The 21,839-nt window shown below is 65.6% G+C and carries 19 protein-coding genes; 7 read left to right on the top strand and 12 right to left on the bottom strand.

What is annotated here, in order from left to right; all coding sequences use genetic code 11:
- Positions 1-327: 327 nt before the first annotated feature.
- Entirely contained in the window at positions 328-585 is a 258-nt protein-coding gene (locus tag VGN66_RS13735; protein ID WP_327519357.1) for a PqqD family peptide modification chaperone, read from the bottom strand.
- A 258-nt stretch (positions 586-843) separates the two neighbouring features.
- Here VGN66_RS13735 and VGN66_RS13730 point away from each other — a divergent pair, with 258 nt between their 5' ends.
- Positions 844-1,668: a hypothetical protein gene (locus VGN66_RS13730; protein ID WP_327519356.1), complete on the top strand. Its 825-nt coding sequence runs from the start codon at positions 844-846 to the stop codon at positions 1,666-1,668.
- On the opposite strand, the gene VGN66_RS13725 is transcribed toward VGN66_RS13730, so the two are convergent.
- Positions 1,637-3,568, bottom strand: coding sequence for an asparagine synthase-related protein (locus VGN66_RS13725; protein WP_327519355.1), 1,932 nt, complete (start codon positions 3,566-3,568; stop codon positions 1,637-1,639). The genes VGN66_RS13730 and VGN66_RS13725 overlap by 32 nt on opposite strands.
- 28 nt (positions 3,569-3,596) lie before the next feature.
- Positions 3,597-3,770, bottom strand: coding sequence for a hypothetical protein (locus VGN66_RS13720; RefSeq protein WP_327519354.1), 174 nt, complete (start codon positions 3,768-3,770; stop codon positions 3,597-3,599).
- 292 nt (positions 3,771-4,062) lie between these two features.
- Between VGN66_RS13720 and VGN66_RS13715 the strand changes: the two genes are divergently transcribed.
- The gene (locus VGN66_RS13715) at positions 4,063-5,352 is read left to right on the top strand and encodes a sugar MFS transporter (protein WP_414713216.1); all 1,290 of its coding nucleotides are present in this window, start codon (positions 4,063-4,065) and stop codon (positions 5,350-5,352) included.
- A gap of 99 nt (positions 5,353-5,451) precedes the next feature.
- Here VGN66_RS13715 and VGN66_RS13710 read toward each other — a convergent pair whose 3' ends face one another.
- The 3 genes from VGN66_RS13710 to VGN66_RS13700 form a co-directional block, all read right to left on the bottom strand.
- Complete coding sequence (locus tag VGN66_RS13710) at positions 5,452-5,778, bottom strand: hypothetical protein (protein ID WP_327519353.1); 327 nt, start codon at positions 5,776-5,778, stop codon at positions 5,452-5,454.
- A 99-nt stretch (positions 5,779-5,877) separates the two neighbouring features.
- Positions 5,878-6,291, bottom strand: a complete 414-nt coding sequence (locus tag VGN66_RS13705; protein WP_327519352.1) for a hypothetical protein — start codon at positions 6,289-6,291, stop codon at positions 5,878-5,880.
- 302 nt (positions 6,292-6,593) lie between these two features.
- Positions 6,594-7,412, bottom strand: a complete 819-nt coding sequence (locus VGN66_RS13700; RefSeq protein WP_327519351.1) for a flagellin — start codon at positions 7,410-7,412, stop codon at positions 6,594-6,596.
- Positions 7,413-7,691: 279 nt separating this feature from the next.
- Between VGN66_RS13700 and VGN66_RS13695 the strand changes: the two genes are divergently transcribed.
- Positions 7,692-9,467, top strand: coding sequence for a methyl-accepting chemotaxis protein (locus VGN66_RS13695; RefSeq protein WP_327519350.1), 1,776 nt, complete (start codon positions 7,692-7,694; stop codon positions 9,465-9,467).
- Positions 9,468-9,586: 119 nt separating this feature from the next.
- Here the strand turns inward: VGN66_RS13695 and VGN66_RS13690 are convergent, their stop codons facing one another.
- Positions 9,587-11,311 (bottom strand): amidohydrolase, encoded by a 1,725-nt coding sequence (locus VGN66_RS13690; RefSeq protein WP_414713210.1) that lies wholly within the window; start codon positions 11,309-11,311, stop codon positions 9,587-9,589.
- A 91-nt stretch (positions 11,312-11,402) separates the two neighbouring features.
- Between VGN66_RS13690 and VGN66_RS13685 the strand changes: the two genes are divergently transcribed.
- On the top strand, positions 11,403-12,647 hold the full coding sequence (locus tag VGN66_RS13685) for a threonine ammonia-lyase (protein WP_327519348.1): 1,245 nt from the start codon (positions 11,403-11,405) through the stop codon (positions 12,645-12,647).
- A gap of 283 nt (positions 12,648-12,930) precedes the next feature.
- Positions 12,931-13,719 carry an arginyltransferase gene (locus tag VGN66_RS13680; RefSeq protein ID WP_327519347.1) on the top strand — a complete coding sequence of 263 codons (789 nt, stop codon included), beginning with the start codon at positions 12,931-12,933 and terminating at the stop codon, positions 13,717-13,719.
- Here the strand turns inward: VGN66_RS13680 and VGN66_RS13675 are convergent, their stop codons facing one another.
- From VGN66_RS13675 to VGN66_RS13665, 3 genes are all read right to left on the bottom strand, one after another.
- Positions 13,720-14,526 (bottom strand): transglutaminase family protein, encoded by an 807-nt coding sequence (locus tag VGN66_RS13675; RefSeq protein ID WP_327519346.1) that lies wholly within the window; start codon positions 14,524-14,526, stop codon positions 13,720-13,722. It lies immediately after the preceding gene.
- Positions 14,526-15,461: an alpha-E domain-containing protein gene (locus VGN66_RS13670; protein WP_327519387.1), complete on the bottom strand. Its 936-nt coding sequence runs from the start codon at positions 15,459-15,461 to the stop codon at positions 14,526-14,528. The genes VGN66_RS13675 and VGN66_RS13670 overlap by 1 nt, the downstream gene beginning before the upstream one ends.
- Positions 15,462-15,617: 156 nt before the next feature.
- Positions 15,618-17,090: a circularly permuted type 2 ATP-grasp protein gene (locus tag VGN66_RS13665; RefSeq protein WP_327519345.1), complete on the bottom strand. Its 1,473-nt coding sequence runs from the start codon at positions 17,088-17,090 to the stop codon at positions 15,618-15,620.
- 395 nt (positions 17,091-17,485) lie between these two features.
- On the opposite strand from VGN66_RS13665, the gene VGN66_RS13660 reads away from it, so the two are divergent.
- Together VGN66_RS13660 and VGN66_RS13655 are read left to right on the top strand one after the other, a co-directional pair.
- The gene (locus VGN66_RS13660; protein WP_327519344.1) at positions 17,486-17,872 is read left to right on the top strand and encodes a DUF7674 family protein; all 387 of its coding nucleotides are present in this window, start codon (positions 17,486-17,488) and stop codon (positions 17,870-17,872) included.
- Between the two features lie 269 nt (positions 17,873-18,141).
- Complete coding sequence (locus VGN66_RS13655; protein WP_327519343.1) at positions 18,142-18,747, top strand: hypothetical protein; 606 nt, start codon at positions 18,142-18,144, stop codon at positions 18,745-18,747.
- A 390-nt stretch (positions 18,748-19,137) separates the two neighbouring features.
- On the opposite strand, the gene VGN66_RS13650 is transcribed toward VGN66_RS13655, so the two are convergent.
- Both VGN66_RS13650 and VGN66_RS13645 read right to left on the bottom strand, forming a co-directional pair.
- Positions 19,138-19,743 (bottom strand): redoxin domain-containing protein, encoded by a 606-nt coding sequence (locus VGN66_RS13650; protein WP_327519342.1) that lies wholly within the window; start codon positions 19,741-19,743, stop codon positions 19,138-19,140.
- 24 nt (positions 19,744-19,767) lie between these two features.
- Positions 19,768-21,804: a protein-disulfide reductase DsbD family protein gene (locus VGN66_RS13645; protein WP_327519341.1), complete on the bottom strand. Its 2,037-nt coding sequence runs from the start codon at positions 21,802-21,804 to the stop codon at positions 19,768-19,770.
- Positions 21,805-21,839 lie beyond the last annotated feature (35 nt).

Here is a 21,839-nt window from a genome sequence, read left to right as displayed (position 1 = left end):
CAAGACCCGGGGCCGCCGCCCACATGTCCCTTCATCAAAATCACAATGTCAAATAGCGACAAAGACCGACGCACCGTCTAATCCCTTTTTCTCGGGACGACCTGTGCGTCTGGTTTTTGGTGACCGTCGAAGCGTTCCGGTAAGGAGCACCGCGTCGGTGGAGTGGCTTCTATGCCCGGCTTCGGATTCGGTCAACAGGGTTTTTGCATTTTTGTTGCGCATCACACCAAACCCGCAGAAAACTGCGGTTTACGACACAGCAACACCTACCTGCCATAGCCATTCCATGACCGAATCACACGCCGAATCGCCGAATGAGCGGCGTTGTTAGCCCGTGCAATGCTCGATCATGTTCTGCGCTTCGAGGTGGTTGAGGAACGCCAGCGTATCGCTTTCGACCGCGTCCAATGGCGCCTGGTAGGCGTTCGCGAGGTCAGCGCAGAGGTCGCGCACCCGCACAGGTTCGCGTAACCGTTCCCAGATCGCGCGGCTGGTGACCTTCAGCGTGTAGTATTGGCCGGTTTCCACGCTCATCAGCACGGTTTCCTCGCCGACACTGGCGTCGAGGATGGCGGCGCTCCGCACAACAACCGTCTCCAGACCGACCATGATTCCCCTACCCTTTCATCACGCGCGCCACCTATACCCAAGTCGCGCGGCGGGACCATCATCCAAGCCGCGCGCACCCTGCAATTCCCGCTGCGGCGCGGTGGAAGCTGACTATATCCTATGAGCCACTACACCCTTTTCGGTTGGCGCGTGCAGAGCGCACTCCCGCTGCCGGACCTTCGGCCGTGGCACGGTGATGACCGCGCGCCAGACCTGCGGATCGAGATTGGCGCAGTGCCGCCGCTCGATCCCGATCTCGCGAGCGTGGTTCCTGGCGTTCAGCTCACTCCGCCCGGTGTGCGGCTGGCGGTACCGGACGTCGCGACCTATTGGGTGGAGGCGGGTCGGCATGTGATCATCGCGCCGCTGCTCCCGCCGGACGCGCCGATGATCCGCGTTTTCTTGCTGGGAACGGTGCTGGCGATCCTGTGCTTTCAACGCGGATTGGTGCCGCTGCACGCAAGCGCGGTCGATATCCATGGCCGGGCCTTGTTGATCTCGGGCGTTTCCGGCGCGGGGAAATCGACGCTGGCCACAGCATTTTCGATGAGCGGATACCGGTTGCTGAGCGACGATCTCTGCGCGCTCCAGCTGATCGAGGGGCAGCCGCTGCGGATCCTTTCGGCGTTTCCACGGGTCAGGCTATGGGAGGATTCGGCGCGGCAGCTCGGGGTGCCGACCGACGACCTTGAACGCAGCCGGGAGGGTTTGGAGAAGTACAACCTTCCGCTGCAGGAGGCGCTTTTCCAGCCGGAGGCCCTGCCCCCGGCGCCTATCGTCTTTCTCAAGACCGATCGCGACGCCGGGCGGCCGCCTATGCGCCGTCTGGTCGGAGTCGAGGCGATGCGCCGTTATGATCTGGTCCATCGCTGGCAGCTCGGCGCTGCGCTCGGCTATCAGGCGTTGATATTCAACGCCATGGCGCGTCTCGCCGATGCGGTGCCGATGGTGGAGGTGGCGCGCAGCGAACATCTCTCCGACCTGCCCGCACTGGTCGATCGCGTCCGCGCGCTGGGCGAAGTGCCGGTTATTGATTGCCCCGCTCGCTCCAGCGAATGAACCGGCCGGTCTGAATCGCGCGCGGCAGTAGCTGCGCAAATTCGAAGCGACGTGTTTCGGCCTCAGCGGCATCCGCAGGCCAGCTGTCGATCAGCCGGCGCAGGCGTGGCAGGTCGAGCATCTCCGCCGCGAGCGGGACATTGGCCAGTTGCTCGATCTCCGCGGCAAAACTCTCGCGCTGGGCGGTGATGCGGGCGAACCATTCGGGGTTCTGCCGCCCGAAACCCCGCTCGGCGAGCAGCGGGTCAGGCAGACGATCGGCGAGCACCCGGCGCGCCATGCTGCGCTGGACACCGCCCAACAGATATTGGTCGCGCGGGATCGCCAGACAGAATTCGACAAGATCCGGGTCGGCGAGCGGGTCGCGCAGTTCAAGACCGTAATAGGCCCGGATCGTGCGAATGGTCTCGAGCATCCGCACACGCTGTCCGTCTAGCAGATGCGCGACGAGTTTTCGGCTGTCGGTGCCATAGAATGCAAGGCCATCGTTGCCCTGTTCCCGCAGCGTCGCATCCAGACCGACCTTTGCGGCGAAATCCGATCGGATCGCGGCATATTTGGTCGAGGGCGCTGCATCGCCATGCCGCCATCGCCACAGCGCTGCGCGCAGCTTCGGCGGCAATGCGGGCATCAGGACCTCTCCCTTCAGCGTGCGCCACAAAGTGTTCTGTCGAAACCGGGCAGCCCCGGGAAGCAATCGGACGAGCTTATCGAACCGGCCAGTGCGGGCGAGGTCAGCCAGGCCGCGCAATCCGCTATAGCTGAGCGTCAAATTGCCCGACTGGCCGGTCAACAGGACCGTGTGCCCATTGCGTTGGGCGGCGCGATAGATCGGGTCGAACCAGCCGATGTGAGCGGCATTGATCTGGGGTCGCCCCCCGGCAAGGAAAAAGGGGGTAGGATCGTCCTCAAATGCAGCGAGCTCGGTCGAATGGCAAAAATGCGGCCGCATATTGGGATAGCGCGCCGCGAGTGCATCGACATAGGGCCGCTCACGATCATACCACCCGCCCCGCGCGGCGAGTTCCCGGTCCGGCGGGGGCTCGGACGTATAGGTGTCGAGCGGATCAGGATCGAGCATGCGCGCCGCCGACGCCGCAACCGCCGAGCTATCCAGCCCACCCGACATCATCACGCCGGGCGCGTCGGCCGTGCGCAAGGTTCGCCGAACCGCCTGATCGAGCAGCGCGCGCGCCGCCTCGACATAGGCTTCCGGCGATTTCATCGTCACGCGGCGGCGGGTGTCGAGACGCCAAAAGGTCTGTTGCCGCACGCCGCGGGCATCGGATGTGAGATGGGTGCCCGGCGGGACAAGCCGGATATCCTTGTACAGCGTATCGGCCGGGTCGCCGACTGCCACGGTGAACTGAAGCGCGAGCTGGAGCGGGTCGAGCAGCTTGGGAACGCTCGGAAACTGGTGAAGCGCGCTCAGCGTCGTTGCGAACCAGAACCCGGACGGACGCGCATGCCAATAGATGGTCCGCATCGCCATGGGGGCGACGATAAGGTGCAACCGACGCGCGCGCGGATCCCATAGCGCGCAACTAAAATCGCCCTGCAGCCGGTGCAGTGAATCGAACCCGTACCGGTCCAGCCACGCCGCAGCGATTTGGGAGTCCGGGGTGCGCGGGGGGAGGCTCAGGTCGGCGCGCAGCGCGACGGGATCGAACAGATATCCGTCGAACAAGATAACGCGCCCCGCCCCATCCTCGATCGGCTGGCGCTCGGCGCGGTCTTCGGCGGTGGCCGTTCGTTGAACATGCGCGAACGTGGCGACATCATCACGCCACATCCGGGTCTTGGCGAGGCCAGTGGCAAAAAAGGCCGCACCGACGCGCGCCCGGTCTTGCTCGGTTAGCGCTTCTGCCGTGTACGCAACATAACCGCGAAAATCGCTCATGCCCCCTGGGCCAAGCTATCGCCCGAGCTCAGGACTGGGTGAATGCGCCCAAACCGTCGTCGCCCGGAAACGCGTCAAGCTGGGTGAACTCGTTGATCGAATACACCGTCATCGACTGAAGCGGCGCAACCCAGCGCGGTGCGAGTGCGTCCGACGATACCGGGTCCGTCACGGCTTCAGGCTCAGCGTGCTGCTTTTCCATTCAGGTCGCTCCAGATTGCGTCTAACGCGACACCCGTCCCGCGCTAGCCGAGGGTGGATGCGGGACCGCTATACTCTGTCACGGCATTACCAACATCGCCGGCGGATCGCAACCGGAACCCTTTGGGCGCAACCTGCCTTTGCCTGTCGGGCACACAGTCTCTCACGCCGCCCATTTCCCCATGATAGGTCCTGCGCACTTTCCCCCTCGCCTTTCGCGCATGCGGCGTTAAACATCCCCCGCAGCTGACAACGTTATCAGGAGAGGGGCCTTGGCCGCACCCATCATGGACATGAGCTCGAGCGACCCGACATCGGGCGATCCGGGCGCACAAGGGGTCAACGCCCCCGACCTTCAGGTTTTCGTCTTCGCCCTGTTCTTCATCTTTGGCGGGATCACGTCGCTCAACGACGTGCTGATCCCGAAGCTGAAAGAGCTGTTCACGCTCAACTACACCCAGGCGATGCTGATCCAGTTCTGCTTTTTCACCGCCTATCTGGTGGTCGGCATTCCGGGCGCAAAGCTGGTCAAGAAGCTCGGCTATATGCGCGGCGCGGTGGCGGGTCTCGCCACGATGATCGTCGGCTGCCTGTTGTTCATCCCGGCCGCGCAGACCGCGACCTACGGCCTGTTCCTCGGCGCGCTGTTCGTGCTGGCGAGCGGTGTGGTGATCGTTCAGGTCGTCGCCAACCCGCTGATCTCGCTGCTCGGCAAGCCGCAGACGGCGCATAGCCGCCTGACCTTTGCGCAGGCGTTCAACTCGCTCGGCACGACGATCTTCCCGCTGGTTGGTGCCGCGCTGATCCTCGGCAGCATCGCCGGCGTCACGGCCGCCGACCTGTCGGGCGCCGAACTCGCCGCCTATCGCAGCGCGGAGAGCCAGGCGATCGTCAACGGCTATCTGGGCATCGCCGCCGCGCTCGCAGTGGTCGCGATGGCGGTGTGGCTGTTCCGCAACCGTCTGAAGGGCGAGCGGCATGAGGCGAGCAAGGGCTTTGCCGGGCTCGATCTGGTCAAGCGCCCGCGCTTCGGTTTCGGCGCGCTGTGTATCTTCCTGTATGTCGGCGCGGAAGTGTCGATCGGGTCGCTGATCATCAACTATCTCGCGCTCGATCGGGTGCTGGGGCAGCCGGAATCGGTCGTGGGCTGGATGATCGCACTCTATTGGGGTGGCGCGATGGTCGGGCGCTTCATCGGCTCGGCACTGATGCGGGTGGTCAGCCCGGGCAAGCTGCTCGGCTGCGTTGCGGTCGGTGCGGTTGCGCTGATCATCATCTCGGCGAACACCAGCGGCACGGTCGCTGCCTATTCGCTGCTCGCGATCGGCCTGATGAACTCGATCATGTTCCCGACGATCTTCGCGCTGGCGTCGGAGCGGCTGGGTAGCCGGGCGGCGGATGGATCGGGGATCATCAACATCGCGATCTTTGGCGGCGCGGTCATTCCGCTCGCCACCGGCGCGATCGCGGACTCGACCGGCAGCCTCGCGATCGCGTTCGCGCTTCCGGCGCTGTGCTACGCAGTTATCGCCGGCTTCGGCTATTATGCGCGCCGGCCCTATGACGGCCCGGTGGCGGGATAAGGCCCAAAACGTCGAAGGGGCCGGCGGGAGGGATCGCGCCGGCCCCTTCTTCGGGGGATCTCGTGAGGGGCGTGCCAGTGGCGCGCCCCTTATTTCATGTCAGGCCGCGATGGCGTCCTGGCTGGGCAGGCCGGGCATGGCATCGACCCAAAAGTCATCGACCGAGCAGCCCGGCACCAGCGCCGGCGCGCACAGCAAGGCAACGCAATCGGCGAGCTGCGGCGCTTCGGCCGGGCCGATCGTTTCCTCGATCATCTCTTCGCTGGCGCCCGGTGCGGCCAGCAACCGATCGCGCGCTGCGTTCCACAGTCGATCCGCGTCGGCGAGGGTCAGCGTGACGCTCACGCGGAACTCGGGCTGAGGTCCCATCCCCCAGACGCGACGGTCCGGGTCGTTCTTCAGCATATGTGTTTCGCGTGGATCCATCCTGCTCGGTCCCTGTCTTCGAGCGCCCATTTGTTGCTTCATCAAATGACGGTTTCATTGGAGAAGCGAAATACTGCGCGATTACCTATTGTAGTTCTACTAGGCGGCGGCACTGGCCGCGGAGATGCCTCCCAAGGCGCGGGCATGCGCCCCGACGATGCACAATTCGGCATAGAGCCGGTCCCACATCGTCGCGGGAATTGTGAGCATCGCGTCGTCGAGAAGATGGCGGCGTACCTCGATCCGCACGACCGGATCGTGGGAGAGGCTGAAGATCGCGGCGAGCGGGCCGAGCGAGGTTTCGTCGGGAAGCTGCTGCCGCCCCGCCAGCCGGGCCGCGACGAGATAGCCGCAGAGCAAGTCCGCGCCATGTACGTCGAGCCGCACTTCGGCGTCGATGTCGGGTCGGCTGAGCCAGACCGATGTGCCGCGCGCGCCGGCCTCGATCGCGACGCGCAATCGGATGCCGGTGGCGTCGATGATCTCTCTTATGCGGGGGGCGCTGGTTACCATGCCATTGTTATAGAAACGTCAACCGTTCCACGGGTGCGGCTACGGTAAATTTCACAGCATTTTTTGGCGCTTACGCGCTGGCGGCACCTCCCTCCGCAGCCTGTCCGTCGATGCTCCGCATCGCCAGAGCCTTGGGCTGCTCCGCCCGCTCCCCCACCCGGCCACCCATCGAAGATACCTTGTGGGTGGCCGGGTGGGGGAGCGGGCCGGTGCCGCAATTCGGCGAAGCCGAACAGAAGAGCGCAAAAAAACGGGCCGGAACGCTTGCGCGTCCCGACCCGCCTTTGTCAGGGTAGATGATATTAACGGAACAGCGACGTGATCGTCTGCGGCGCCTGGTTGGCAATCGACAGCGCCTGCACGCCCAGCTGCTGCTTGACCTGCAGTGCCTGGAGCTTGGCCGATTCCTTCGCCAGGTCGGCGTCGACAAGGTTGCCGATGCCGCTCTCGATCACGTCCGACAGCTTGCTGACGAACGACTGCTGGCCCTCGATCTTACGCGAGGCAGCGCCCAGGGTGCTCATCTTGGTGTTGATGGCAGTGGCCTGGGTTTCGAGAGTGCCCACCATCGTCTCCGCCGTAGCGGCGTCGGTGAAGGTGGTGCCGATCGCGGTCACGATCGCAGTGAAGTCCTGGTTCGCCACGTCGAGCGTGTCAGCCGCCATATCGGTCGACTGAAGCGCGCTCACCGAGCCGCTTGCCGCCTTCAGCAGATTGGTGCCATTGAATTCGCTCGATTCAATGACGGTTTCGATCTGCTCCTTGAAGCCATCGAAATCTGCTGCAAGCGAGGTACGGCTTGCTGCGTCCAGACCCGCGTCCGAAGCTTCGATCGCCTTCGCCTTCATCTGATTGACGATGTCGGAGATCTGCTCGGCGCCGGCAACCGCGACGTCAACCGTGCTCTTTGCACGGCTGAGCGACGAGCCGACCGACTTCAGGCCGCCCAGATCGCCGCGAAGCGTCTGTGCAACCGCGAAGGCAGCCGAATCGTCCTTGGTCGACGCGACGTTCATACCGGTGTTGATGCGGCTCTGGGTAGTAGCCAGGGACTTGTTGGTCTGATTGAGGCTCTGAAGAGCCGCCATCGCGCCCATGTTCGTGTTAACGGAAAAACCCATGATCATATTCCTTCTGGAAAGAGTGGCCGCTTCTGCAGCCAGGTCCTAGACGCAGGCCCAGCGACGGGTTGCACAGCGCGTCCCGCCCTTGCATTTTGGTAGGCCGAAGACCGATCCGGTCGCGACCGGGCAATATTGATGGTTAGCAAGGAATTAAGCTGGGTCCGGGCCGTTTCGCCGCGCGGTAGCAGCGCGATTCCATGCCCTTGCCCGACCGGAACGACTGCAGCGGGTCTATAGTGGCTGGACCAGGGAGCGCGCGGTGCCGCGCCCCCGCCCGTGACAATCAAAGGCTCGAACCCGATGCAGAACTGGCCAATCTGGCGCAAACTTGCCGCCTCTTTCCTTGTCCTTCTCCTCACCTTTGCCGGTGTGAGCGCGCTGATCTTCAGTGCTCTCGGTGGACTTGAAAAGGCGCAGATCGAAAAGACGAATGCCCATACCGGCGCGAGCGAAAGCCAGACGTTGCTCTATCTGACGCTCGAACAGATGAATGCCGTGCGCGGCTTCACCATCCTGGGGCAGGAAGCGTTCTTCGAGACCTATGTCGAAAACCGCGACAAGGTCAGCGCCGCAGTGGAGGAGATCCGCACGGTTTCGCAGGGGCATGATTTCGGCGCATTGATCGACGAATACTCCGCAGCGACCGCCGAATGGCAGAAGGACAAGCTGGAGCCAACGATCGCGCTGGCTCGCAATCCGGCCACCCGCCTGGAAGCTCAGGAAATGGCAGGCAAGAAGCAGCTCGGTCGCATCCGCGACGCGATCAAGGCGCTCGACGCCGCGCAGGAGGCCCGCGTCCAGGCGGCTGATGCCGAAGAGAGCCGGCTGCGCTCTGGCGTGCGTTGGACGCTCGGCCTAGGCATCGCGATCATGCTGGCGCTTTCGGCGGGCCTTGCCTTCCTGCTCAACCGCTCGATCGCCAAGCCGGTCGCTGACATGGTCGGCAAGATGGGCCGCCTTGCCGCAGGCGACCATGCGGTCGAGGCCGAGACCGGTGAGCGCCGCGACGAAATCGGCGACATGGGCCGCGCGCTCCACGTCTTCCGCGACGCTGCGATCGCCAAGGATCAGGCCGAAATCGCAAAGCAGGCATCCGAGGCCGAGCAGAAGAAGATCGTCGACCTGCTGAGCGGCGCGCTGAAGCGCCTGTCGGCCGGTGATGTCTCGCACAGCATCGATAGTGATGTCGCGCCGGCCTATCGGGGACTGCGCGACGACTATAACTCCGCCGTCGCTGGCCTGCGCAACCTGGTCTATGCGGTCAGCCAGAGCGTCGATGCGATCCGCACCGGCACCAATGAAATTGCGAGCGCCACCAACGACCTCGCGCGTCGCACCGAAAGCAACGCCGCGTCGATCGAGGAAACTGCCGCCGCCGTCACCCAGATCGACGGCAGCGTCCGGGCAAGCTCGGCCGCTGCGGGCGACACCGTGACCCGCGCCGACCGCGCCCATGGTGCCGTCGTGTCGGGCCGCTCGGTCGCTGAAGAGGCGATGCAGGCGATGACCCGCGTGTCCGACAGCGCCAAGGGCATCGACGATGTCATCGAGGGCCTCGACAAGATCGCGTTCCAGACCCGCGTTCTCGCCATGAACGCCGCTGTCGAAGCCGGCCGTGCGGGTGAAGCGGGGCGCGGGTTCGCGGTCGTCGCCGACCTCGTGTCCGCACTCGCCATGCGCGCCGAGGAGGAATCCAAGCAGGCGCGTGAGCAGCTGACGGCAACGCAGGTCGACATCGAAGGCGCGGTCCAGGCCGTGCGCCGCGTCGACGCCGCGCTGGTCGGGATCGCCACCGATGTGGACGAGGTGAACAGCCTGCTCAACACGGTCGCGGAAGGCAGCCGATCACAGGCGAATGCCATCAGCGAAGTGTCCGGTGCGATCCAGTCGCTCGACAGCGCGACCCAGCAGAATGCGGCAATGGTCGAACAGACCTCCGCCGCCGCACAGACGCTGAGCACCGAAGCCGATCGCCTCGCCGAACATGCCAGCGCATTCCAGCCGGTCACTGGCGCACGCCACGCAGCGGCGCCGCTGAATCTGGCGGCATAGCAACAAACCCCCTTCGCGCGTCCTTCCCGGAGCGCGAACGGCCCGCTCCCCGGCCCGCCACCCACTCCCTCGTGGTGGCGGTCCGGATGGGCGGGCCGAAAGGGTTTTCGCGGGTTAGCTTATCGCCCGCCTGAAGCGTCGCTGCCCGCGCGGCGATAGACCTGCTCGCCGCCGACCCAGGTTTCGATCACCACCGTCGCGCGCAACTCGCTCGGCGACGCGAGCAGCGGATCGCGGTCGACGACGATGAAGTCCGCGCGCATGCCCGGTGCCAGATGGCCGAACCGGGTTTCGGCAAAGCCGGCATATGCGCCATCGATCGTAAAGGCGCGCCAGGTGCGTTCGCGGGTAAGCGCTTCCTCCGGTCGCCAGCCGCCATAGGGCTGACCCTGCGCGTCCTGCCGCGTGAAACCCGTCGCCCAGCCCTCGAACGGATTGGGGCTTTCGACCGGATAGTCCGATCCGAACGCGATCCGCGTGCCGTTGGTCAGCATCGATTTCCACGCATAGGCACCCGCGAGCCGCGCCGCGCCGACGCGCGCTTCGGCCATCGTGCGGTCGCTGCTTTGATGGACCGGCTGCATCGACGCGATCACGCCGAGCTTGCCGAAGCGGGCGAGGTCGGCGGGATCGATGACCTGGGCATGCTCGATCCGCCAGCGACGATCGCCCTTATAGGTGTCGCTGACCTCGGCGATCGCATCGAGTACCTGCTGGTTTGCGCGGTCGCCGATCGCGTGGATCGCGAACTGGAACCCGTCCATCGCGCCGCGCACGATCAAATTGGACAATTGCGTGTCGGTGAGGAACGGCAACCCGCGATTGCCGGGCGCGTCGCTATACGGGGCCTTTAGCCACGCCCCGCGCGAGCCGAGCGCGCCATCGGTGTAGAGCTTGATCCCGCCCATCCGCAGCTTGTCGCCATAGAGCCACGGCGTCGGGCCGCCGCCGCCGATGCGCAGCGCGGATTCGACGCCGTCCGAGTAGCTCATGATGCGCATACGGAGCAGGCCAAGGTCGCCCATGCGGCGATAGGTCAGCCAGTCATCGACGCTGGTGCCCATGTCCGCGCTGGCGGTGACCCCCATCGACAACAGGATGTCCTGCGCCTTGACGAAGGCCGCGTTGCGGTCGCGCGGGGTGGGCTGGGGCAGCGCCTTTTCGATCAGCTCCATCGCGGCATCGACGAACACGCCGCCGGGCTTGCCCGCGACCAGTTCGATCCGGCCGCCGCTCGGAGACTTGGTGGCGGCGGTGATCCCCGCCGCTTTCAGCGCAGCGCTGTTGGCCCAGCCGGCATGACCATCGGCGCGGACCAGCCAGGTTGGGGTGTCACCGGTCGCAGCATCCAGTTCCGCAGCCGTCGGGAAGCGGCCAAGGCCCCACACTTCCTGGTTCCAGCCGCCACCGGTGATCCAGCGCCGCGTCGCATTCTCGGCGGCATAGCGGCGGATCGCATCCTGCGCCTCCGCCAGCGAACGGGTCGCCGACAGGTCGAGCGCGAGCGCGCGGAAGCCGAGGTTCATGACATGGCCGTGCGCATCGACCATGCCGGGGATGACCACCCGCCCCTTAAGGTCGGCGCGCCAGTCGGGGCGTTCGGGACGCTTGTCACCGCGCTTGAGCAGCTTCACGACCTTGCCGTCGGGCGACAGCACGATGCCGGTGAAGCGCACCACCTCCCCCTGTTCGTCCAGCGTCATGCCATCGACATTGTCGACCAGCGCATCGGCGAGGGCAGGAACGGGAAGCAACAGCGTGGCGATCAGGGCAAGCGAGACGGGAAGGCGCACAATGGTCTCCGAAAGCGACGGCCGGGCGGAAACCTGACCTTGGCGGGACATTCGAATAGGCGGTGTTCCCCCGTCGCGCCAGATGGTCTAGGGCGCGCCCACCGGCCCGGCGGCGTTACCGGGAGCCAGGAAAGTATCGACAATGGCAACTCAGGCTGTGCCCGCACCCACCGACCTCCCCCTCGACCTCGCCGATGTGCAGATGGCGGCGGAGCGGATTGGCGGGTCGATCGTGCGCACGCCGACGTTGCACAGCAAGACGCTGTCCGACCTGACCGGCGCGACCGTCTATCTGAAGTTCGAGAACCTTCAGTTCACCGCAGCTTATAAGGAGCGCGGGGCGCTCAACACGCTGCTGCAGCTCGACGATGCCGCGCGCGCGAAGGGCGTGATCGCCGCCTCCGCCGGCAACCATGCGCAGGGGCTGGCGTATCACGGCAATCGCCTCGGCATCCCGGTCACGATCGTGATGCCCAAGCCGACCCCAACGGTAAAGGTCACCCAGACCGAGGGGCATCGCGCGAGCGTGATCCTGGAGGGCGAGACGTTTGACGAAGCCTATGCCCATGCCCGCCAGCTGGAAGCGAAGAACGGCTATACCTTCGTCCATCCGTTCGACGATCCGCGGATCATGGCCGGCCAGGGCACCGTCGCGCTCGAGATGCTCGCCGATGTGCCCGAAATCGACACGCTGATCGTCCCGATCGGCGGCGGCGGGCTGGCGTCGGGCATGGCGACGGTGGCCAAGGCCGCAGACCGTCCGATCGAAGTGGTCGGGGTCGAGGCCGAGCTGTTCCCGTCGATGTACAACCGCATCAAGGGCACCGATCTGCCGATCGGCGGCGATACGCTGGCCGAGGGCATCGCGGTTCGTGATCCCGGCGCGATCACGTCGCGGGTGATCGAGGCGCTGGTCGACGACATCGTGCTGGTCAGCGAGCGCAAGCTGGAGGAATCGGTCAGCCTGTTGCTGCAGATCGAAAAGACCGTGGTCGAGGGCGCGGGCGCGGCGGGACTTGCCGCGCTGCTGTCGAACCCCGAGCGGTTCGCGGGCAAGACGGTCGGCATCGTGCTGTGTGGCGGCAATATCGACACGCGACTGCTCGCCAATGTGCTGCTGCGCGATCTGGCCCGATCGGGCCGCCTCGCGCGGCTGCGCATCCGCTTGCAGGATCGCCCCGGCGCGCTGTTCCATGTCAGCCGTATCTTCCACGAACAGGGCGTCAACATCATCGAGGTGTATCACCAGCGCGTGTTCACCTCGCTCCCGGCCAAGGGCCTCATCACCGACATCGAGTGCGAGACCCGCGATGGCGCGCATCTCGACCGGCTGATGGCGGCGCTGCGGGCGGCGGGATATTCGGTGAGCATGGTAGAGCTGGACTAAGTCAGCTCTGCCGTAGCGGCATCCGCCCGACTAAGGCTCAACTTGTCCACAGCTGAGGGACGAAGCGAATCGCGCGTGCGACGAGCCGAGTCGTCGCGCCCTCCCCACCGAATCAGCACTACGGTATGACTACGGCTTGACGTGCCTTGCGGTCGCGCAATCCCGAATAATGACTGGTCCGGCGTTAACCCATTTTCATGGTAAATCGCCTTTTCATCGTGATTTCGCCGCTTCATAAGGATCGCGTTCGACGCACAATGCGTGGTTTGAAAGGGGCGAACGGGTGACGGCACTGACGCGCTTTCCACGATTTTTCGTGACCAGCCCTTCGACCTGTCCGTATCTGCCCGGGCGGCAGGAGCGGAAGATCTTCACCGAGCTGAACGGCCCCCATGCCGGCGAGCTCAACGACGCGCTCGGCCGGATCGGGTTTCGCCGCAGCCAGTCGGTCGCCTATCGGCCGAGCTGTGTCGGGTGCAACGCGTGCCTGTCGGTCCGCGTCGTCAATGACGAGTTCCGCCCCAACGCTACCCAGCGCAAGCTGATCCGCCGCCATTCGGACCTGTCGGTCACCGCGTGCCGCCCCTGGGCGACCGAGGAGCAATATGCGCTGCTGCGCCGCTACCTGTCGGCGCGGCATCCGGGCGGGGGCATGACGATGATGGATGAGACCGACTATGCCGACATGGTCGAGCAGTCGCCGGTCAGCACCTATGTCATCGAATATCGCGAGCCTGAGGAACTGGGCGGAGCGCTGGTCGGGGCCTGCATCACCGATCAGCAGGCCGATGGGCTGTCGATGATCTACAGCTTCTTTGCCGCCGACCATCCCGAGCGACAGGGCCTCGGCAACCTCATCATCATGGACCATATCGTCCGGGCCCGCAGCGCCGGCCTGCCCTATGTCTATATGGGCTATTGGGTGAAGGGCAGCGACCGGATGGCGTACAAGACGCGGTACCGGCCGATGGAAGTGCTTGGCCCCAATGGCTGGTCGCGGATGCCGGACGATGCCGATGCCACGGTGACCGAGGCAGCGCCGCAGCCGGTCAAGCTGCGCGCTTTCGCGTAATCAAGCGTCGCCGTTCATTCGTTCGACCTGAAGCTCCACTGACAATTCCTCGACGCCTTCGCCCTGGCGGATGCCGACGATCGGGGCGGCGCCGTTGAAGTCGAGCGCGGTGGCCATGCGGACATAGTTCGCGTCGGGGCTGATCCCGGCGGAGGGATCGAAGCCGATCCAGCCCAGCCGATCGACCCATGCCTCGGCCCAGCCATGCGGGAGGCATGTCCCCTCGCCGCAATTGCGATATCCCGAGACGAAGCGCGCCGGCAGGCCAAGCGCCGATGCGCCGGCGATGAAGATATGGGCGAGATCGCGGGAGTCGGGATCGCCCCCCTCGAACGCTTCCATGGCGGTCGCGCCGTGGTCGGGGCGGTCGGCGGCGTCGGGGAAACGCTGGCAGAGCGCGAGGTTCCAGCTGTGCAGCTGAGCAAGCACCTCCCCGCCTCCCGCCGCGTCGCGCGCCCATTCGGCCAGCGTCGCGTCGGGCGTCGTGCGGGCGGTGATGCGGCGGAACATCGGCGGCGGGAGCAGCTCGTTGCTGCCGCGGACCAGACCATCGGCTTCGGTCGTCAGCACCTGCCCCGCCACGGTAATCTCGATCCGGTCGATCGGCCCTTCGGCATAGAGCATCGTCACGCGGTTGCCGAAGCCGTCGATTGAATCGCGCAGCCGGACGTCGCAATCGACGTCGATGCGCCAGTCCACGACGGTCTGGTCATGCGTATCGCCCGGAGTCAGGCGCAATGTCTGGACCAGCCGCTGTTGCGGTTCGCTGAAGCGGTAACGGGTCTGGTGGTCGATGGCCAAGCGCATCAGATAAACCTGAACTGGCGCGCAATGGCGGCGTCGAGCAGCGCATTTTCGCGGATGAAGGCCTGAAGATACTCGTGCAGGCCACGGACGATCACTTCGTGCGCGCGGGTCTTTTGCATGCGGGCGATGCGGGCGCGGGCCATGCGGTCGGCTTCACCCTGAAGCCCGGTGCGCTTGGCGAGGGCGTTGAGCTGCTCGACCACCTCCTCGACGCATCCGGCGAGGCTGCGGGGCAGTTCGGAGCGGGTGATCAGCAGGTCGATGACGTTCGATGGCCGCAGCCCGTCGCTATACAGCCAGCGATAGGCGGTGACCGCCGAGACGGTCTGGAGGATCGTCGTCCACTGGTCTCGGTCGACCAGCCCCCCTACCCGCTCGCCCTCTGGCAGCAACAGATGGTATTTGACGTCGAGCAGGCGCGCGGTGTTGTCCGCACGCTCGATCGCGGCGCCGAGCTGGATCAGCATCGTCGCTTCATTGCCCATCATGCGGTGGATCGCGCCTTCGAACCCGCGCGCTTCGGCCATCACACCTTCGACCAAAGCGAGCGTGGTCGCCGCTCCGCCGGGGCTGACGCGCTTGGCGAACAGCAGCCAGAGGCGGTTGATCGCGGTCCAGGCTTCGCGGGTCAGGGCGGTGCGGACGGCGCGGCCATTGTTGCGCGCCTGTTCAAGGCAGCGGACGATCGACCCGGGGTGGCTCATGTCGAGCGTCAGGAAATGCGCCACCGGCTGCTGGCTGATCGTCTGGTGCGCGGCGGCATAGGCCTCTTCGGTATAGGTGACGCTGAGCGCGCTGGCCCAGGCCGCCTCCCCCGCCGGACGGGCGGACAGGGCGTCGAGGCGGACGGTCGCTTCGACCAGCCGGGCGATGAAGTCGGCGCGCTCGACATAGCGGCCGAGCCAGTAGAGCGACGACGCGGTGCGGGAGAGCATGCGCATCCTAAAATCCTCCCCGGCACGGGGAGGTGGCAGCGCGTAGCGCTGACGGAGGGGGCCCTCCGCGAACCGACTCGCTTGCCTCGGGCCCCCTCCACCACCGCTTCGCGACGGTCCCCCTCCCCATTCCGGAGAGGATTTTGAGAGCGCCCATCACGACACCACCTGCGTCTGTTCCTGCCCCTGTACCGGGCCGTCGGGCATCAGCACGAAACTGTCCTTGGTCCCGCCGCCCTGGCTGGAATTGACGACCAGCGACCCTTCCTTCAGCGCGACGCGGGTCAGGCCGCCGGGGACGACGCGGACGCCGTCGGAGCCGCTGAGGACGAACGGGCGGAAATCGACATGGCGCGGGGCAAGGCCGGTTTCGGTGACGGTCGGCACAGTCGACAGCGCCAGCGTTGGCTGAGCAATATAGCGATGCGGTTCGGCGATCAGCGCGGCGCGGAATGCCTCAATTTCCGCCTTGGTCGCGGTCGGGCCGACCAGCATGCCATAGCCGCCCGAGCCATCGACCAGCTTGACCACCAGATCCTTGAGGTTGTCGAGCGTGTACTTCAGCGCATCGGGCTCGCGGCAACGCCAGGTTTCGACATTGGGCAGCTTGGCCTCGCCGCCGGAGTAGAATTTCACGATCTCCGGCATGTAGCTGTAGATCGCCTTGTCATCGGCAATGCCATTGCCCGGGGCGTTGATCAGCGTGACATTGCCGGCGCGGTAGGCGGCCATGATGCCGGGGACGCCGAGCATCGAATCCGGCCGAAAGACGAGCGGGTCGAGGAAATCATCGTCGATGCGGCGATAGATGACATCGACGCGGACGCGCCCGGCGATCGTCTGCATATAGACGATGTCGTCATCGACCAGCAGGTCCGCCGCCTCGACCAGTTCCACCCCCATCGTGTCGGCGAGGAAGCTGTGTTCGTAATAGGCCGAGTTGAAATGGCCCGGGGTCAGCACGACCGACACCGGGTTCGCGCCGCTGCGCTCCGGCGCCACCGATCGCATCGTTTCGCGCAGCATGTCGCTGTAGCTGTCGACCGCGGCGACGCGGAAGCTGCGGAACAATTCGGGGCAGAGGCGGATCATCGCCTCGCGGTTTTCGAGCATGTAGGACACGCCCGACGGGGTGCGGGCATTGTCCTCAAGCACGAAAAATTCGTCGGGGCCGGTGCGGACCAGATCGATGCCACAGATATGCGCCCAGACATCGTGCGGCGGGCGGATGCCCACCACTTCGGGGCGGAATTGCGGGTTGAGCAGCACCAGTTCGGGCGGCAGCACCCCTTCCTTGAGGATGCGGCGCTCGCCGTAAATGTCCTGAAGGAAGGCGTTGATCGCCTCGACCCGCTGAACCAACCCTTCGGACAGGCGGGTCCATTCGTCGTGCATGAAGATGCGCGGCACGATGTCGAACGGGATGATCCGTTCGCTGGCATCGGTGTCGCCATAGACGGCGAAGGTGATGCCAAGCTGGCGGAAGGTCGCTTCGGCCGATTGCTGGCGGCGGTGGAGTTCGGCGTGCGGGGTGTCAGCCATCCAGCGCGCGAGTTCGTTGAATTGTGGTCGCGGCTTTGCCGGCCCACCATGACCCCAGATCTCGTCGAACGCGCGGCTTACCCCCATCAGGCCTCCAAAGTCCCGAACCCCGTTACGGTTCCATGCTGCAATGCTTTGTTGCGTCGCACAAGGGGGTGTGGGGGTGTCCGACGAAGCTGACGATCATGGGGGTGTTTTGGGGTGAGGCGACTGGGAGCGGACGGGTTTGGGACTGGGAGGCGACTGTTAGGCGACGGTGACGCGACAGGTGCGCGACGGGCGCGCGACCGGGGTGTCAGGCTGGGCGTGGTGCTAGGGCGAAGGGTCGGCGGCATGGGGGGAGCAGATCAGGAAATTTCCAACTTGTATCCAACAAAGTGTGTGGGAGGAGTTTGCGGCGCAGGGCAGCTTAGGGCCATTGCGGACCGTGGTCCGGCGCGCGATTATGCGGAATGCATCGCCCTTTGCTTACCCGCGCGAACATGTTCGAGCCGCTCCTCGCGGCTGACCCCTCATTTCAACCTCGCTGGGCAGCGTTCTTGGCAGAATGGGAAGATGACCCGGACCCGCCGCTCTATATCGCGCTGAGTTCGCTCGCCGAGCATGTGCTTGATCGTTTGAAGAACAAGGACACTCAAAACTTCGAAGACATATTCGCGGTCGTCGAGCGCTGGCACGTGGAAGGCGATGAGTACGTCGCCGAAGCCGCGAGCATCGGATTTCTTGAGTCTATTCAAAATCAATCGGGTGGCAACAACAGGAATGGCGTCACCGTGGAGCGATGGCTTGGCACTGAAACGCGCCGTTGGTGGATAAAGCTAGATCGGTTTTGGGAGGGCGAAGCGGGGGCGTTGCAGAACGAGACCTGAGAAGAGGCTCCTCACAATTGCCCCCTCTGTCACCCCGGCCTTGTGCCGGGGTCCACCGGGAGGCTGGCGTGGGAGTTGAGGCTCGATCGTTGCGCGTTGGGTGGGGTGGACCCGGCACGGGGCCGGGGTGACGATTTGGTTGGGCGTTGGGACCGCCTCCCGGCGGCGGACAATCGCTGGTGGATCACGGTCGTTCGGCGACCTAGAACGGTGCGGGTTGCGCTCGACGGGAGATAGCGGTGCTGACGATAGGGTTCAGTCTGGGAAGCATGATGGCGCTGCCGGCGGCAATCGCTGCTCCATCCGAACCGCAGCCATGCCCGGTCGGGACGGTGATGGAAGCAAAGGAGGCTCCTGAAACGGATGCGGCGTTTCGGTCGCTTTCAGCGCGGCTGAAATATCGCACGACGTTCCATTTTGCGGCCAGCGCGCCGTCCTGCTCGGTGCATGTTGAGGGGTTCGATCCCAATAGCGCCGTGGCTCGGCTCAAGGGCGGCGGCTATTTCTGGAATCGGGGCGGCGCCGCACCCGTCCGCATTACTCCCGATCTGTCGTTCGTGGAGAAAGGGATCACGTATGATCCCGCGACCAGACTGAAGGGAAAGCGGCGCTGTGACCCGCAGGCGATCGATAGCAGCACCTATGGTCCGCATGGCAGTTGCGTGGCGCTGTATCGTGGGACGCAGGGGTTCTATCTGCGGGTCCGTTCGGGGCGGGGCGGAGCGGAGGCGGAAATCGTCAGCCTTCCCGCAACGGTGCGCTATGTCGCGGTCGATGCCGGGGATTGGGCGCATGATATGGGTGGTGAGATTGCACTGATCCGGGCGCCGTCGGCGTCTGCGGCTGTGGATGTTTATACGTTGGTGGGGAGCTGAGGCGGGCGCCGGGTTTTGGGTTGGGTGTGGAGGGGGAAGACGCAGCAGAAGAAGAAGAAGAAGAAGAAGAAGAAGACCCTCCCCAACCCCTCCCGCAAGCGGGAGGGGCGAAGAAGGTAGCGGGCGGGGCCGCTATTCCTCCCCGGCGCCGCAGGGGAGGTGGAAGCGCGTAGCGCTGACGGAGGGGCGGCCGCGCAGACGGCCGTGAACAGCTCGGCAAAATTCCGCCCTCTGCGGGGCGGCCCCTCCACCACCCGCTGCGCGGGCGGTCCCCCTCCCCTGCTTCGCAGGGGAGGAATTGAGGGACTCACCTCCCCCCACGCAAAAAGGCCGGGGTTTCCCCCGGCCTTCTCTCCTTCCCTGCCCCCTATCACAGGGAAGGAAAGCCCATCACTCGGCGTATTTGACCGAGCAGCCATAGGGCGTGGTCTGGGCGACCGAGACGGGCTTGCCGGCCTTGATCTCGTTCAGCGCGGCGAGCACGTGGTTGCGTGCCGACCCCATTTCCTCGACGCGGGCGGCGGGTTTGTCGTCGATGCCGCCTTGGAAGCGTAGCGTGCCCGCGCCGTCGATGATGTACATGTGCGGGGTGGTCTTGGCGGCGTAGCCCTTGCCGACCACGCCCTTGGGGTCGAGCAGGTAATGGGCGGGGGTCGCCTTCTTGTCGCCGACCCATTTTTGCGCCTCGGCACCCTGCATATAGCCCTGTTTGCCCGGTGCGCCCGAGTTGATCGTCAGCCACACCACGCCGCCGGCCTTGGCCGCGGCCTGGGTCTTTTGCATATTGCCTTCGTAATGGCGCTGCACGAACGGGCAGCCGGGGTTGTTCCACTCCAGCACCACGGTCTTGCCCTTGAAGTCGCTGAGCTGGACGGTCTTGCCGCTGGCGTCGGTCAGTTTGAAATCGGTCGCCTTGGCGCCGTTGCTCTGTTGCGCGGCGGCGGGGAGTGCGAGGGCCGCGAGGGTCGCTGCGGCAAATGGGATCAGTCGGTGCATCGGCTCATCTCCTTGATCTGCGGTTCATTTGCCCCCGGTTAGCTCGGTCAACATGCCTTGGGTGAGAAGCTGCGGCAAGACCTGAGGTTCGCTCGCGCCGGCCGGGTACCAGAGGTAGAGCGGCACGCCGGCGCGGTTGTGGCGTTCGATGAAGCGGCCGAGCGCGGGGTCGCCGTCGGTCCAGTCGCCGACGAGGACGGTGACGCCGCCCTTGGCGAAGGCGTCGCGCACCGCATCGGTTTCGATCGCGGCCTTTTCATTGACCTTGCAGGTCACGCACCAGTCGGCGGTGAAATAGGCGAAGACGGGTTTGTTCTGGGCGCGCAGGTCAGCGAGCTTGGCTTCGGTGAACGGTTGTGCGCCGGAGGCACTGGCTGCAGCGGCGGCGGGCTTCTCGATGCCGCCGACCAGCCACATGCCGCCGATCACGATGGCGAGGCTGAGCGCCCAGGCGATGCCGTTGCCGGCTCCGCGGATCTGTCGCCGGCCGAGCACCCACAGCACCACGCCAAGCGCGAGCGCGACGATCAGGCCGGTCGCCATGCCGTTGACCCCGGTGAGGCCGCCGAGCACCCAGGCGAGCGCGATCGCGGTGAGGAACATCGGGACCGACAGGATCTTGCGGAAACTGTCCATCCACGCGCCGGGCTTGGGCAGCATCCGGCGCAGTGCGGGGACGAAGCCGAGCAGCAGGAACGGCAGCGCGAGGCCGAGGCCGAGGCCGAGGAAGATGATGAGCGCGATGTACCAGGGCAGGACGAGCGCTGCGCCGAGCGCTGCACCCATGAACGGTCCGGTGCAGGGGGTGGCGATGAACGCGGCGAGCGCGCCGGTCATGAATGCGCCGCCCGAACCTCCGCCCGCGAGGCGTCCGGCGAACTTCGGGGTCATCAGTTCGAACAGGCCGGCGAGGTTGAGCGCGATGCCGAGCACGAGGAGGAGGAGCAGCAGGATGACGCGCGGGTCGGTGAGCTGGAATGCCCAGCCGACGCTCGCCCCCGCCGCACGCAGCCCAAGCATGAGGCCGCCGAGCGCGAGGACGACGAGGACGACGCCTGCGGTGTAGGCGAGCCCTTCGGCGCGGGCGGCGCTTTCGCTGGTGCCGCTCTTGGCCAGGCTCAGCGCCTTGAGGCTGAGGATCGGAAAGACGCACGGCATGATGTTGAGGATCAGCCCGCCGAGCAGTGCGCCGCCGAGCGCGAGCAAGGCTGCGCTCCAGTCGATTGCGGCTGGCGCTGCGGCCACGGCGGCGACTGTGCCGGGGACGGCGGTGAGTGCGAAGCCATCGCGCTCGCCGGTGGCGAGGATGCCGTCGAGGCGTTCGGGGACTTTCGACCCGGCCTTGACCGACAGGATCAGCGTGTCGCCGTCGCGGGTGACGCTCTGCGGCGCGGAATAGGTGACGGCGTCGGGGGTCTGGGCGAAGAAATAGGCGTCCTTCCACAGATCGACCGATGCGGGGAACGGGATTGCGATGCGCAGCGTGCCATCGGTGACCTGGAACTTCGCTTCGCTGCCGAGCGGCTTGGGCAAAAGGCGGCGCCACTGGTCGAACTGTGCGCGGCGTTCGGGGGTGATGGTGCCGTCGCCGACGGTCAGGTTGATCGTCAGGTTTTCGGTTTCCGGGACGCAGATTTCGTCCGTGCAGATCAGGTAATCGGCGCGCACCGCGATCGGGAGCGCGGTGCCGGGGGCGAGGCCGGCGGGGATCTTGAGCGTCGCGAACTGGGTGTAATTGCCCTTGTAGATATAGTTCATGATGCCGGCGATCATCAGCCGCGTCGGCACAGGATAACGCAGCTCGCCCGCGGTCACGCCCTGTGGCAGCGTCCAGTCAAGCCGCGTGTCGAGGCCTGCGTCGCCCGGGTTCTTCCAATAGCCGTGCCAGCCCGGATCGGGTTTGGCGACGAAGGCGATCGTGACCTCGCTCCCGGCCGCGGGAGTATCGCTTTCCGCGACCAGATCGACGGTCAGATTGTTCTGCCCGGCCGGCTGCGCAGCGGCGGGAAGCGCGACCAGTGCCAGCAGGAAAGTCAGGAAAACGAAACCGAATCTGCGCATTGCCCGCCCTTGCCGAACCTAAGTCTTGGGAACAT

The sequence above is a fragment of the Sphingomonas sp. genome (genome assembly GCF_035998645.1).
Taxonomy (GTDB): Bacteria; Pseudomonadota; Alphaproteobacteria; order Sphingomonadales; family Sphingomonadaceae; genus Sphingomonas.
Note: the sequence above shows the minus strand (reverse complement) of the source record. Positions and strands in the feature narration are given on the sequence as shown.

Bases quoted from the DNA above. Each gene is read 5' to 3' on its own strand.
- VGN66_RS13675 (WP_327519346.1), bottom strand. From the start codon at position 14,526: ATGCGCTTGGCCATCGACCACCAGACCCGTTACCGCTTCAGCGAACCG.
- VGN66_RS13645 (WP_327519341.1), bottom strand. From the start codon at position 21,804: ATGCGCAGATTCGGTTTCGTTTTCCTGACTTTCCTGCTGGCACTGGTC.
- VGN66_RS13715 (WP_414713216.1), top strand. From the start codon at position 4,063: ATGAGCTCGAGCGACCCGACATCGGGCGATCCGGGCGCACAAGGGGTC.
- VGN66_RS13705 (WP_327519352.1), bottom strand. From the start codon at position 6,291: ATGGTAACCAGCGCCCCCCGCATAAGAGAGATCATCGACGCCACCGGC.
- VGN66_RS13710 (WP_327519353.1), bottom strand. From the start codon at position 5,778: ATGGATCCACGCGAAACACATATGCTGAAGAACGACCCGGACCGTCGC.
- VGN66_RS13665 (WP_327519345.1), bottom strand. From the start codon at position 17,090: ATGGGGGTAAGCCGCGCGTTCGACGAGATCTGGGGTCATGGTGGGCCG.
- VGN66_RS13660 (WP_327519344.1), top strand. From the start codon at position 17,486: ATGTTCGAGCCGCTCCTCGCGGCTGACCCCTCATTTCAACCTCGCTGG.
- VGN66_RS13720 (WP_327519354.1), bottom strand. From the start codon at position 3,770: ATGGAAAAGCAGCACGCTGAGCCTGAAGCCGTGACGGACCCGGTATCG.
- VGN66_RS13650 (WP_327519342.1), bottom strand. From the start codon at position 19,743: ATGCACCGACTGATCCCATTTGCCGCAGCGACCCTCGCGGCCCTCGCA.
- VGN66_RS13725 (WP_327519355.1), bottom strand. From the start codon at position 3,568: ATGAGCGATTTTCGCGGTTATGTTGCGTACACGGCAGAAGCGCTAACC.
- VGN66_RS13690 (WP_414713210.1), bottom strand. From the start codon at position 11,311: ATGTCCCGCCAAGGTCAGGTTTCCGCCCGGCCGTCGCTTTCGGAGACC.
- VGN66_RS13685 (WP_327519348.1), top strand. From the start codon at position 11,403: ATGGCAACTCAGGCTGTGCCCGCACCCACCGACCTCCCCCTCGACCTC.
- VGN66_RS13700 (WP_327519351.1), bottom strand. From the start codon at position 7,412: ATGGGTTTTTCCGTTAACACGAACATGGGCGCGATGGCGGCTCTTCAG.
- VGN66_RS13655 (WP_327519343.1), top strand. From the start codon at position 18,142: ATGATGGCGCTGCCGGCGGCAATCGCTGCTCCATCCGAACCGCAGCCA.
- VGN66_RS13670 (WP_327519387.1), bottom strand. From the start codon at position 15,461: ATGCTCTCCCGCACCGCGTCGTCGCTCTACTGGCTCGGCCGCTATGTC.